9 protein-coding genes are annotated in these 12,532 nt (G+C 68.4%); 5 read left to right on the top strand and 4 right to left on the bottom strand.

Features of this window, described 5'->3' with window-relative positions; genetic code table 11:
- Positions 1–10: 10 nt before the first annotated feature.
- Positions 11–739, top strand: a complete 729-nt coding sequence (locus JIX55_RS16475) for an SCO2400 family protein (protein ID WP_257564085.1) — start codon at positions 11–13, stop codon at positions 737–739.
- A 91-nt stretch (positions 740–830) separates the two neighbouring features.
- The gene (locus JIX55_RS16470) at positions 831–1,466 is read left to right on the top strand and encodes an arsenate reductase/protein-tyrosine-phosphatase family protein (RefSeq protein WP_257564084.1); all 636 of its coding nucleotides are present in this window, start codon (positions 831–833) and stop codon (positions 1,464–1,466) included.
- A 62-nt stretch (positions 1,467–1,528) separates the two neighbouring features.
- Here the strand turns inward: JIX55_RS16470 and JIX55_RS16465 are convergent, their stop codons facing one another.
- From JIX55_RS16465 to JIX55_RS16455, 3 genes are all read right to left on the bottom strand, one after another.
- Positions 1,529–3,379 carry a DUF4012 domain-containing protein gene (locus tag JIX55_RS16465; protein WP_257564083.1) on the bottom strand — a complete coding sequence of 617 codons (1,851 nt, stop codon included), beginning with the start codon at positions 3,377–3,379 and terminating at the stop codon, positions 1,529–1,531.
- 12 nt (positions 3,380–3,391) lie between these two features.
- Positions 3,392–4,234 carry a hypothetical protein gene (locus JIX55_RS16460; RefSeq protein WP_257564082.1) on the bottom strand — a complete coding sequence of 281 codons (843 nt, stop codon included), beginning with the start codon at positions 4,232–4,234 and terminating at the stop codon, positions 3,392–3,394.
- A gap of 105 nt (positions 4,235–4,339) precedes the next feature.
- Complete coding sequence (locus JIX55_RS16455; RefSeq protein ID WP_257564081.1) at positions 4,340–5,533, bottom strand: glycosyltransferase family 4 protein; 1,194 nt, start codon at positions 5,531–5,533, stop codon at positions 4,340–4,342.
- 343 nt (positions 5,534–5,876) lie between these two features.
- On the opposite strand from JIX55_RS16455, the gene JIX55_RS16450 reads away from it, so the two are divergent.
- On the top strand, positions 5,877–6,542 hold the full coding sequence (locus tag JIX55_RS16450; protein WP_257564080.1) for a class I SAM-dependent methyltransferase: 666 nt from the start codon (positions 5,877–5,879) through the stop codon (positions 6,540–6,542).
- A 539-nt stretch (positions 6,543–7,081) separates the two neighbouring features.
- On the opposite strand, the gene JIX55_RS16445 is transcribed toward JIX55_RS16450, so the two are convergent.
- Positions 7,082–10,765, bottom strand: a complete 3,684-nt coding sequence (locus JIX55_RS16445; protein WP_257564079.1) for an ABC transporter ATP-binding protein — start codon at positions 10,763–10,765, stop codon at positions 7,082–7,084.
- A gap of 238 nt (positions 10,766–11,003) precedes the next feature.
- On the opposite strand from JIX55_RS16445, the gene JIX55_RS16440 reads away from it, so the two are divergent.
- Both JIX55_RS16440 and JIX55_RS16435 read left to right on the top strand, forming a co-directional pair.
- A complete protein-coding gene (locus JIX55_RS16440) occupies positions 11,004–11,669 on the top strand; it encodes a polysaccharide pyruvyl transferase family protein (protein ID WP_257564078.1) in 666 nt (221 codons plus the stop codon).
- Complete coding sequence (locus tag JIX55_RS16435; protein ID WP_257564077.1) at positions 11,666–12,529, top strand: glycosyltransferase family 2 protein; 864 nt, start codon at positions 11,666–11,668, stop codon at positions 12,527–12,529. The genes JIX55_RS16440 and JIX55_RS16435 overlap by 4 nt, the downstream gene beginning before the upstream one ends.
- Positions 12,530–12,532: the final 3 nt, after the last annotated feature.

Raw genomic sequence — 12,532 nt, 5'->3', positions numbered from 1 at the left:
TTCCCGCGTCATGGACTACTGCCACCCGTGCCGACGGCACCTCAACGGCGCCCTCGCCTGCCCGGGGTGCGGCACCTCCGTCGAAGAGCTCCGCGCGTACGCGGACGATGCCGACGCGCACCCGGACGACGCCGAGGAGACCTCCGCCGCGCCCGAGACCGAGGCCGGCCCCCGCGCGTCGCGCCGTCGGGCCGCCCGCGAGGAACGTGGCGGCGGGACGCGTTCCAGCCGCCGCGACCGCAAGGCGGCGGCCCACCGGCGCCGCCGCAAGCGCGTCCTGCTGATCGGCACGGGCCTGCTGCTGGCCGCCGGCGCGCTGAGCCTGGCCGAGCTGGGCATAGAGGGCCCCGGCTCCGGTCCGACGACCACCGCGGCGGACGAGGAGCCCGCGGGCGGCGCCTCGGCCTCCCCCGACGGAGGGGCGGAGGAGCAGGACGGCACGACCGGAGACTCCGGCGAGAACGGCTCCCCGTCCGCCTCGCCCTCCGACTCGGCCTCCCCGTCCGCCTCCGCGTCGGAGAAGGACGACCAGGACAAGGACAAGGACGAGGACGAGAAGGAACGCGCCGACCAGTCCGCGACCGCGGGCACCCGACCCGGCACGTCCACCTCGGCCCCGGCCGCCACGTCCGCCCCGGACCCGACGACCGAGCCCACCACCGACCCGACCACCGACGACCCCACCCCCGAGCCCTCGCCTTCGGAGACGTGCGAGAAGTTCCTGTGGTGGTGCGCGTAGGGCCGAGGAGCACACCGACACCGGTGCCCTCGCATCGGCTCACCCGGCGAGGCGGACGGCGGACGACCCTGCCCGGCGGGATACTGCCGCCATGTTCCCTCGCCCTGCCTCGCCCGCCTCGGGATGCGCGGGCACGCCCTTTCGCGTGCTCTTCGTCTGCACGGGAAATCTGCACCGCTCGCCACTGGCCGAGCGCCTGCTGGAAGCCCGGCTCGTATCATGTCCGGGTACGTTCCGGGTGAGCAGCGCCGGCACCGCGGCCACGGCGGGAACACCCATGGACCCGGCGGCCGCGGCCCTCCTCGTCGAACTGGGCGGGGATCCCCACGGCGCGCTCGCTCGCCGGCTGACCGCGGCACTGGTGGATGACTCCGACCTCGTGCTGGGTGCCGCCGCGGAACACCGTGAGGCAGCTGTGCGGCTCTCTCCGCTGTGGGCATTGCAGCGGGCCTTCACCCTGCGTGAGTTCGCCCGGTTGCTCAGGCCCGAGGACGCCGCGCGCGCGACGGAACCCGCCGAGCGAGCCTGCGCGCTGGTCAAGGGGGCCGCGGCACGGCGGGGAGCGGGCGGCCACCGACTGGACGACGATGATGTGGCTGATCCTTACGGCGCGCCCGCGCAGGTGGCGCGAGAGGCCGCGGCGCGGATCGCCGAGTCGGTGGAGCGGATCGCCACGACGGTACTGGCCGCTCCCCCTGTCCGTGCACATCTCCCGATCGAATCCTGAGTCCGAGGGACCCCCCGGTGCGGCCGAGGCCGCCGGGGGGAGGGCGAAGACGGGACGAGCGGTCAGTCACCACACGGCGGGTTCGGCCGCACCGTGACCCGCAAGGGCCGTACCAGCGGCTGGCGCAGCAGCGACACGGGACGGTCCGAGGCGTTCTCCACCAGGCGCAGTACCAGGGTGCGGGTGACACCGGTGGGCAGCTCCAGGTCAAGGGTGTGGACCGGATGACCGCGCTCGACAGCCTGGTTCATCAGGACCGGTCGCCCGTCCAGAGCAGCCGTGGCCAGCTTCGCCCCCTTGGTCGCGTAGTACGAGACCAGCAGACGGTTGTCGCCGGGCCGTGTGCGGTAAGGCGGGGCGTCCAGCCGCTGGTTGACATAGGTGGGGAGCCCCGAGCGCGGTGCCCTGTTGGTGAGGCTCACGGTCACGGTGACCTCGCGGCCGGCCGCGACACACCGGCCGGGTGCCCACTCCAGGTGCCGGTCCAGGTAGTAGTCCAGTTTGTTGCCGGCCGCGTTGTTGACGACCAGTCCGGCGAAGGGGTCGGAGGTGTCGGGCAGGGCACCGCCGAACGGGCGTCGTCGGATTTCACGCTGCTCGGACGGGTGAGCACTCCACACCTTGACCCGGCCCTCCCTGAGCTGCCCGCTCAGGGCGGCGAACAACGCGGGCCGTCGCAGCGGATCGTCGGCCGCACCCAACAGCCGATCCGCGGCGGCGCGAGCCACGTCGAGGAAGAATTCCTTGCGCTCCTCGATGTCCGGGTAGTCCACGTAGCTGCTGCGCTCGGTGAGGTCCACCACATTGGCAGCGGTGACCTCGGTGCCATCGGACAGCCGGGCGGGGCCGGACGCGGTGAGCAGCCCGGACAGAACACCGGGATCGAGGGCGAACGCGCCGTCCACCTTCTGACCTGTGTGATCCCGCCACGCGGCCGTCCAGATGCGGGCCGCGTACGGGAAGTGCGGACTGAGGTTGGAGTTGATCCAGGTGGTGGTGGGGGCGTTGTGTCCGTGCACCGCGTCATACTCGTCGCCCAGGTCGACTGCCGCGACGGCCTTCGCCATCTCGGTGTCGTTGCCGAAGCGCTCGAACGCCAATCGGCCCCGGTCCGCGGTGAGGACCGCGAACGCGCCGGGCAGCCCGCCGGTGCCGCGCGCCTCGGCCGTGTTCTCGAACACCACCACATACCGCCGTGACCCCCGTTCTCCCAGCATGGACGGCATCACACGCGCCGCCGCGGCGGCGTCGACCGTGGCGGGGACGATCCGGTCGAGCTGTTCGGCGAGCTGGGCTCGGGCCCGGTCGACGGTGGGCAGCCAGGTCCTACGAGGCAGCTCGTCGACGTCGTCACGCACGTCGGAGGCGCTGAGCGAGGCCCGGTCGAGGGCCGGAGCGGCACGGCGAAGCGCGGACAGGCTCAGGTGACCACCGTCTTTCGCCGTGTCGGAGGTGAGTTCGGTGACGGACTCCGCCAGCGGCGAGAGCACGTCGCGGGTCAACCGGTCGGCAGCCTGCGCGGCACCGCGCACGGTGCGGACGGGACCACCCAGGCCAGGCACGTACGCGGCGGAGTACCAGGCCGGACCGCTGGTGAGACGGTGTGCTCGCGCAGCGTGCGCGGCGGCCGCGCGCACAGCGGCGTCGGTTCTCTGTCCCACCGGCACGGAATCCCCCGCGGACGCTTCCGCGGAGGGACGCGCGGCGGTCTGCTGTCGCAGCGAGTCCAGCGCCCGCTGGGCTGCCAGCAGTTCGTCACGGGCGAGCAGGCCGGTCACGCCGACCCAGCCGGCGCCGGCCAGAGGCACGCCTGCGAGGGCGCACACCAACAACCTGGCACGACGGCGGCGGAGCCATCGGACCAGGTTGTCGGCGTTGCGCGGCACGCGGTTCTCAAGGCGCGGCATTCGCATGCTGCGACCGGCTCAGCCTTCTTCGGTGCGAGTGCGACGGCGCCGTACGACCGTGACCGTCCTGGTGGCGATCGCGGCGAGACCGGCAGCCCCGCCCACCAGCGCCCAGTTCGTGCCCGAACCGGTCTTCGCGGGCCCCGTGCCGCCGCTTACGTCCTGGCCGGTCCCGTCGTAGCCGGCCAGAGCCAGGTCGGTCGTCGGAGTCGTCCCGCTGGAGCCGGACTGCTCCTCGGCGGCCTCGGTCCTCAGGACGAGGGTCTTTCCGTTGCCCGAGACCTTGACGGTCCCGGGTTGGCCTTCGATGCCACCGTTCAGGGGGAGTGTCGTCCCCGCCTGGTTCAGAGCGGCGCCGCCGGTCACATCGGTGTTCGCCCTGTCTCCTTCGTGCGGTTTCCCTTCTCCCTTCCCATGCCCGTTCTTCGATGTCACGGTGATGGGAGCGGAGACGCTTCCCGACTGCGCGCCGGTGAGCGTGAAAAGGTAAGGACCGGGAGGGGTGCCCCTGGGCACCTGGAAGCACCCGAACACAGTGCCCCGCTCGTTGGCCTCGTAGGTCGCGTCCTGGTTGTCGCACTTGTCCCCGCCGCCCCCGCCGCGGGTCGTTCCGCTGAGGGTGGTCGCGGATTGCGGGACGAGCGCCGCAGTGACCGTCTCGCCGGCGTCGAACCCCTCTGCGACGAAGTAGATCACCCCACCCGCCGGCACCGTGGCCGTGCTCAACTGCGGTGGGTAGGGCTGGTAGACATTCGTGGATGCACCGGCGTACGCGGACTGTGCGGTCGCCAGTGGTACGGCGGCAACGACGGTGGCGGCTGTGGCAGCCAGGGCCACCCGCCACGGCATTGAATTGATCATCTTCTTTCCATCTCCCAGCTGATCTCTGTCCGGACGACAGCGCCGCCAAAAGTACTGACACCCTGCTTTATATGAGCATTTGCTCCACGGTTAACGCGGGAGGCCTCAGGAGCCACCCAATGGCCCAGTTCCATGGTCCGCTCGGGCGCATTCGCAGCCGCCTGCCTGGTCACTCACCGAACCGTCGGCGCAGGCGGACCGTGCTCCCAGGGCATACGCCTGGCGAAGACGGGCCGCTTGGACGGCAGATGTGTGCTCGAGGAGCGCTTCCGCGAGGAGGGCCAAGTGCCGGTCCCGGAACTTGCCGGGTACGGCGAGGTGCCCCGCGAGTTCCGCGAGAGCGATCGGTGTCGCTGTCAGATCGGGCAGTCCCAGGGCCGCAAGCGCGGGAATGTCCCGAGCCGCCACGGGAAGTCCGGCGCCGACGGCCTCGAGAAGGGCGAGGGGCGCGCCCTCCCAGGCAGCGGTGTGGACATACACGGCGGCTTCACTCAGCAGGCGATGGATCTCGGGTCGCTCCAGCCACCCCGTCACCCGTACTCCGGCGCCTTCGAGCAACCGCCGCAAGTCCCTGTCCCCCTCACCGATCCACACCCAGTCGAGAGACGGTCCGGCCGCGGCTGCCCGAGCGAAGAAGGCCGGATCCTTTTGCGGGCACAGCCTCCCGACCGTGACTGCCAGGGGCCGCTGTCTCCGGCCCTCCGAAGGCAGCGGAGCGTCCGAGACGGGGAGGGCGATGTGGGGTACGTGAACGACCCGCGACACGCCCATCCGCGTGGCGAGTTGAGCTTCCCGTGGGCTGCAGGCGGCCACGACCCCGGTACGCAGGGACAGCAGACGCTCCGCGACCCAGTAGGCGGCCCGGACCAGGGAAGGAGTGTCCTGCCGTTCGAAGGCGTAGCAGTGCGGTGTGTAAACGATGTCGTCGGTCGGAATGGTCAACAACTGACGGCAGTACGCGCCGGCCAGGGAGGAATGCACATGGACGCGGTCCGGTCGCAGCCTGTCGTACACATCGGCGATGGCCCGTCTTCGGGCGCGATAGCCGTCCGGAAGATGGAACACGCCGGCGGGGCTCGCGCCTTTGGGCAGGGACACCGGGAAATCGGGGCGGTGCGAGAGCAGCAGCCAGTGCTCCAGATCGGGCGCCGCGGACACGTAGTCGCCGATCGCGGCTGCGACTCCGCCACCGAATGCTTCCGTGACATGCAGGATGCGGCCCGTGCGGGCGCCGATGTGGAGCGGTGGAAATGCCCCGTAACTTTCGGCTGCTTCAACTTCATTCGCGGTAAAGGCCATTCTTGTGTCTCCGGTGAGTTTGTGCAGGACAGGGTCCAGGAACAGGCGCGAAGACTTGGTGGAGGACCTGCCGTCGCCCGATGTGGAGCAGGACGCGAAAGCAACCAGTCACTCGTATATCTATCCGGTGAATAGTTTTTATACTACGCAGTAAGAGTGAATTCTCTGCTCGTCTCCCCGTCGACGCGCGACTCACGACAACGCAGGTTCGCCCCAGACTCAGGCTGAGGCGAACCTGTGCGCTATTCGAAGGATGGGACGGTGCCGTATGCAGCGCTTATCCACCTTCCCCAATTAGGGTGCATGGGTAAGCTCTTGCATTATCCTTTCGAAACTGAGGGGCATGTCCATGTCCGGTGGGATCCGAACCCAAGCCCGCTATCTGGCAAAGTCCGCACTTCGGCCATTGCTCTACCGGCACACACCGATCGGGCTCGAGCCGCAGCGGCTACATGTGTGGACGGACCATCTGGTGCGCACCCGGCGAGTTTCCGGTGCCGTAGTGGAGATCGGCTGCTCCATCGGGGGAACCGCGGCGTGGTCGGACCGGTTGCTGCGTAATATCGGCGCCCAGAAGCGATACGTCTGTGTCGACACTTTCAACGGCTTTGTGGAAGAGCAGTTCAGGACCGACGTCCGCCACGGAGTCGCCCCGCAGAGACAGCGCATCTTCGCTGCCAACTCGGCCGCATTGGTCAAGCGCGTCGTGACCGGGCTCGGCTCGCCGGGTATCGAGCTGATCGCGGGGGACATCATGTCGCTGCCTCCGACCCGTCTGCCGCAGCAGATCTCCGCCTGTCTGGTCGACGTCGATCTGTCTGATCCGGTGCACGCGGCACTGGAACTGGTCTACCCACGGCTCGCGTCGGGTGGGGTCATCGTTGTTGACGACTGTGACGGTCAGGCCTGGCAGGCGCGGCTGGGTTACGAGCGTTTCGTCGAGCAGCGTGGCCTGACCAAGGAATACGCCTTCGGTATGGGCATTGTCTCGCGCGCAGCCGGGCAGTGAGCCCGGATCCACCGTTCGGCAACGCACCTCCGAGATGCGATCTGGGCCTTCGAACTTGAGTGGTGCGGGTCGGCAGGTGCGCTGACTGACTGTCAAATTCCATGATCGTCGTGGCGGTTGCCGGTCCCGGATGAAAGGCGCCCGTGGTTCCGGGCCCCTGTCCGTCCCGGTGATCGCCGCTGCCAGCCTGCGCGAAAGCCCTCGACTCTCCGCGCGGGGGCGGCGGCGTTCGTGGCCGCGACCGTCCGCACCGCCCCGCGCCTGCGGCGCGAGCGGCCTGCTGGTGATGCGGGCGGCACCGTGCGGATGAACGCCTCCCTCAGGGCCGCCATCGTCCGCATCGACGAAAACGCCTGGACTCCGATCATGTACCCCCGAGCGGGCTGGGACGAGGAGGGGCCAGTGCGGGATCTCGGACGCCGTGATCGCCGAGGGTCCACCTGCCCGAACGCTGGGCGCGAGCCCTGTGGACAAGTGGAACAGCCGGACAGACCAGTGGCCACCCCACGACCGAATCCGCGGCCCAGCCCCGACACCGTTTAGTGGGTCATTGCTTCCCACATCCGCGCATAGGTCCCTCCCAGGGCGAGGAGGTCACCGTGTCCTCCGTCCTCGACCACCGCGCCACGTTCCAGGACGACGATGCGATCGGCACGAGCCGCGGTCGCCAGCCGGTGCGTGACGAGCAGAACCGTGCAGTCCACAGCAAACCGGTCCACGGCCCTGGCCACGGCCTCCTCCGTGGCTCCGTCCAGAGCCGCAGTCGCTTCGTCCAGGAGCAAGAGATCGGGTCGTACCATGGCTGCTCTGGCCAGGCTGATCAACTGGCTTTGACCCGCCGAGAGGTTGGCGCCCCCCGGCGACAACCGGTGCAGGTACCCACCCGGCAGCCGCGAGAGCACGTCGTGAGCGCCCACCGCGCGGGACACCTGCTCCACCTCGTAGTCCGTGGCGCCGGGGCTGCCATAGGCAATGGCGTCCCGGACCGTACCGGCGAAGAGGTAAGGCTCCTGGGGGACAATGCCCAGTCGGCGTCGCCACAGAGCCTCGGGAATGTCCCTCAGGTCCGTGCCTGCTGAGAGGATGCGGCCGCTCGCAGGCTCACAGAATCTGGCGATGAGCTTCAGCAAGGTCGTCTTGCCCGCACCCGTCTCGCCCACAAAAGCGACCGTTGTACGGCGGGAGAAGGTAAGTGAGACGTTCCGCAGTACCAGGCGTTCTGTCGGGGAACCGTTACTCGGGTAGGAGAAACTGACGTTGTCGAGCTGCAGGGCCGGGCTTTCTGGCAGCGAGCTCAAAAGGTGGGTGGCTGCCATGTCCTTGCTCGACTCACGGATGTCGTTCAGCGGTTCGTGCTTTCCCAGTCTCTCCGGCTTCGCGGCCGAAGGCCGCGCGGTGGGGAGACTCTGAATCCGGGCCATGGAGACAGCCGCCTGCTGAAATCCGTCCAGTGCCTGAGCCGCCTGTTGGACCGGCGCGAACAGCAGCTCGAGGTAGAGAAGGAATGCGACCATCGTGCCGAGCGAGAGACGGCCGTGCTCCAGTTCCGCCATGCCTACGACGAGGACTCCGGCCGTTGCCAGTGTGCTGAGCAACTGGCCCACCGGATAGTAGGCGGAAAGCTGGAACTGCACCTGAAGGCGGTTGTCGCGGAACCTTTGGCTGAGTTGCTTGTGCCGCGCTGCCCAGTCCGCTTCCCTGCGCCAGGCCTGGACGTGCGCCAGTCCACGAATGCAGGCGTGGGTGTAGTCGGACGTCGCGGCAAGGGCCTCGCGGGCCCGATGGTAGGCCGGGAGAGTACGCCGCTGCATGCACACGGTGGCGATCACAAGAAGGGTGGCCGCCACCAGCGCCACGATCGCGAGCCGCACACTGGTGGCGACAAGGACGAGAAGGATCCCGGCGAACGACGCCGAGCCGACAAGAGTCCAAGTGAGCCCTGTCTGCGCGAAAGCCGCGAGTGCGTCGATGTCCGTCGTCATCCGGGACACGGTCATGCCCGGGGACTCCCGCTCGTAGAAGTCGAGGCCGAGTCGCTGAAGGCGCTGGAACACGCGGACTCGCAGTGCGTAGAGCACGCGTTCCGTCGTCCGCCCCGCGGTGATCGTTTCTGCGATCTGAAGCCTCCACTGGATGGCCACCACCGCGATGCCAAGTGCCGTGGCTGTCCACAGAACGTGGGGCAGCGCGTGCTGCACTCCGGCGTCCACACCATGCCGGACCAGCAGTGGAACGGCGAGAGCGCAGGTGGCATCCGCGAGGGCCAGTACGAGGACGAGCAGGACAGATGCTCTGTACTGACGCAGCAACGCGACGGCCGAGAGTGAGGAGTCCCCTCCCGCGTCGCGTTCCGAGGGCCGGTCGACGGCGGGTGGCAGCGAGTCGAGGCGGGCGCGGAGTCGCGGAGCGAGCGTGAGGGCGGCCAGACCTCGCCGCGGCCCGTCGGAGCTGTTCTCCCGGAGAAGCTTGCCGGCATCTCCCGCGCCGTAGGGCCAGGAGAGCTGGGTGGTGCTGTCCGCGAGGGTGCTGGTCGGGGCTGCGCGGGCAGCGGGAACCGCTCCGTGGGACGGCCCCCCGACAAGGGTGCGGAAGAGGTGCGAGCGGGAGGCGAGTTCTGCGTAAGTGCCCTCATCCGTGACTCGGCCACCGTCGAGGACGGCAATGCGGTTCGCCAGCCGTAGTACGGCAGGCCGGTGGGTGACGACGATGGTGGTCCGTTCGCCCGGCAGCTTCGCCAGGGCCGTGAGGATCTTCCACTCGACCACGGCGTCCAGCGCGGAGGTCGCATCGTCCAGAACCAGCACTCGGGGGTCGGCGAGCAACGCTCGCGCCAGCGCGATGCGTTGCCGCTGTCCGCCTGACAGCTGCCGACCGCCGTCACCGATCTTCTCCCCGTATCCGTCCGGGAGGTCGGTCACGAAGTCGTGGCAGTGTGCGAGTCGAGCCGCTTGGACGATCTCCTCGAAAGTCGCCTCGGTCCTGCCGAAAGCGATGTTCTCGCGTACTGAACCGGTGAGGATGAACGGCTCGCTCGAGACTACCGCGACCGTGGAGCGCAACCCGGCCAGCGGCAGGTCACGGATGTCGACCCCATCGAGGCGGATCGTCCCGGAGCAGGGGTCCTGGTGCCGAAGCAGCAGGGAGACCGCTGACGTTTTCCCCGAGCCGGCCGGCCCCACCAGCGCCAAGGTCTTTCCAGCGGGGCAGGCCAACGACAGGCCGTCAAGTACGGTATGAGCCCCGCCGTACCGGACGCGGACCCGGTCGAACTCGACAGACGGTGCAGTCGCCGGTGCGGGGTGTGGAGGTCCGTTCTGGGGATCCGTCACTGCCGGCCTGAGGTCGGTGATCTGGAAGAGGCGATCAAGTCCGGCCAGCGCCTGGCTGCTCAGAGCTACCATTCCCAGCATCATCTTCGCCGGTCCGACCACCATCGCGAGATAGGCGTTGAACGCGACGAACGTTCCGAGTGAGAGCGTGCCGCGCAGCACCATCCAACCGCCGACTGCCAGGATGCCGAGCTGGCCCAGCACCGGCACGGCCTGGCTCGCCGGGACGTAGCGGGCGATCATCCGTACGACACGCATACGCGCGGCGAACAGCCGCTCAGCCCTGTGGCGAAGCTTGTTCGTCTCCCGCAGCTCCTGGGCGAACCCCTTCACCACCACGACCCCGCAGACCGTGTCGCTGACCACGTCGGCAATCGCGGCAGCGTCGCGTTGCGCCTGCCAACTCGCAGGGAATACCCAGCGTGCACTTTGATAGCTGCAGAACCACAGCAGGGGAATGGTGCCCAGTGAAACCAACGTCAGCATGGGTGACAACGCGAGCATCACCACTGCGGCCAGGCCGAGCAGGAGCGCGGACCCGAGCAGTGTGGGAACCATGAACAGGGCTCCCAGTACCAGTTGGAGATCGCTGGTCGATCTCACCAGCAGCTGGCCCGCCCCCAGTTCCGCTTGCTGCGCACCGTCCAGCCGCAGTACGGCACGGAAAAGGTCCTCGCGCAGATCGTGCTGGATACTGAGAGCCAAGCGGCCCGCCCAGTAGCGGCGGAGGAAGTTCAACGTGTACAGCACAAGGCCGGACAGGACGAAGAGCGCCGCCCAGGGAGCCAACGACCGTGTCCTTGCGACGATGACCTCGTCGATCACCAGCCGGGGCAGCAGCGGCATGAGCGCGGTGAGTGCCGTGGAGGCGAGTGTGACAGCGAGGGTGGCCATCAGACGGCCCTTGCGCCTCGTGAAGTAGCCTGCGATGCGCGGAATGACTGGGAATCTGACACGGATACGCTTCACGCGGAAATCCTAAGAAGTCAGACCAGAGGAACTGTCAGATCCGAATGGCATGGCGTACAGGTACCGTCCGCAGTAGGAACGTCCTGCACCATTTGGCCGAATCCGCGCGTGTCATTCCTTCCTGCAGATCCTCCGTGCGCAGTTACTGCTCGCAGGAGGTAACGTGACGACGGAAGCAGTGGCCACCTGGTGGTGGCGTCCACCACGCGCCAACTGGACCAATTTCGGTGACGAACTGGGCCCGCGAATTCTGGAAAGACTCGGCCTGTCCGTACGGCGTGTTCCGTTGGAGCATGCAGAGCTCGTGACAGTCGGTTCCATCATGGAACACGTCGCCAAGAGCGCCCGAGCGGGACTGGTTGTCTGGGGAAGCGGGTTCATCAAGCCCGGGAGCTGTGACCGACGGCTGGACATCCGGGCGGTGCGGGGGCGACTCACGGCCGAGGCGCTGGGAGTGGAGGTGCCGACCGGTGATCCCGGGCTGCTGGTCTCCGCGCTGTGGCCACGGCCACCGGTGCGTTTCCGCACCGGGTTCGTGCCGCATTACGCCGACCGAAGCTGTCCGTCTTGGGCCGACACCGTCATCGATGTGACTGCTCCGGTCGACGATGTCGTCGCCGCCATCGGTGCGTGCTCCTCGATCGCCTCGTCGTCCCTGCATGGCGTCATCGTCGCCCAGTCGTTCGGCATTCCCGCACTGCGGATTCCGCACAAGAAGGTGCACGGCGGGGACTTCAAGTGGACCGACCACCTCACAGCCCTCGACCGCCCCATCGAAGCGATTCAGCACTCACTCACCCGCTCCCTCGGGCTGACGGAGAGCGTGTGAGTGACGCGCGGGTCGCACTGGTGGTGACCACCATCGGAAGAACCACCGCATTGGACGCGCTGCTGCGCAGCGTCGAATCCCAGAGCCACCCCGTGGCCGCTGTCGTCATCGCGGACCAGAGCGGCGGCCATGACGTACGCCGGCTCGTCGACCGTTGGCAGCCACGGCTCCCCCTGATCCGAGTGGCCTCCGGCGGCGGAGCGTCGAAGGGACGCAACGACGGGATCGCCGCCCTCCCCGACTGCGATGTCATCGGCTTCCCGGACGACGACGTGTGGTACCAGCGCGACACAGTGGAGCGGGCCGTGGGCGCGCTGCGCCGTCACGGAGGGTGTGTGTCCGGAACCTTGCGCACCACGGCGGGAACCGTCGGAAGGATGGGCACCGTGGAGAAACCGCGCCCCCTGGATGAACGGACCTTGTGGAGGTGGACGATGGAGGCAACGTGCTTTTTCGAGCGCGGCTACTTCACCACCGTGGGGAATTTCAACCCCGGATTCGGTGTGGGGTCCTGTACGCCCTGGCAGTCGGGTGAGATCGCCGACCTTCTGCTGCGCGGGCTGCGCAGCGGCTTTCCACTCTGGTTCGATCCCGCGATCCGGGTATACGACGGGACTGAAGTCGACCCCGGGAACGTGACCTACAGGTTGAAGGCGCGGCGGTACGCACGAGGCACCGGCCGCGTCCTGCAACAACACCACGGCCATGGGCGGTGTTTCCGTTCACTGGCGGGTCCTGCGGCGCAATCGGTCGGTGAATTGCTGCGTGGTCGACCGCGCACGGCATTGCTGAAACTGCACGTCACGCTGGGCCGCGCGGAAGGAATGGCCGGCCGAGTCCTCCCGCTTTCCCTGGAATAGAGC

Source organism: Streptomyces sp. DSM 40750 (assembly GCF_024612035.1).
Taxonomy (GTDB): domain Bacteria; phylum Actinomycetota; class Actinomycetes; order Streptomycetales; family Streptomycetaceae; genus Streptomyces.
The sequence above is the reverse complement of the archived record's forward strand: the minus strand, read 5'-3'. Positions and strand labels throughout refer to the sequence as shown.

What these genes read in the sequence shown, in the direction of transcription:
- JIX55_RS16475 (WP_257564085.1), top strand. Translation starts at nt 11, where the DNA reads ATGGACTACTGCCACCCGTGCCGACGGCACCTCAACGGCGCCCTCGCC.
- JIX55_RS16470 (WP_257564084.1), top strand. Translation starts at nt 831, where the DNA reads ATGTTCCCTCGCCCTGCCTCGCCCGCCTCGGGATGCGCGGGCACGCCC.
- JIX55_RS16465 (WP_257564083.1), bottom strand. Translation starts at nt 3,379, where the DNA reads ATGCGAATGCCGCGCCTTGAGAACCGCGTGCCGCGCAACGCCGACAAC.
- JIX55_RS16460 (WP_257564082.1), bottom strand. Translation starts at nt 4,234, where the DNA reads ATGATCAATTCAATGCCGTGGCGGGTGGCCCTGGCTGCCACAGCCGCC.
- JIX55_RS16455 (WP_257564081.1), bottom strand. Translation starts at nt 5,533, where the DNA reads ATGGCCTTTACCGCGAATGAAGTTGAAGCAGCCGAAAGTTACGGGGCA.
- JIX55_RS16450 (WP_257564080.1), top strand. Translation starts at nt 5,877, where the DNA reads ATGTCCATGTCCGGTGGGATCCGAACCCAAGCCCGCTATCTGGCAAAG.
- JIX55_RS16445 (WP_257564079.1), bottom strand. Translation starts at nt 10,765, where the DNA reads ATGGCCACCCTCGCTGTCACACTCGCCTCCACGGCACTCACCGCGCTC.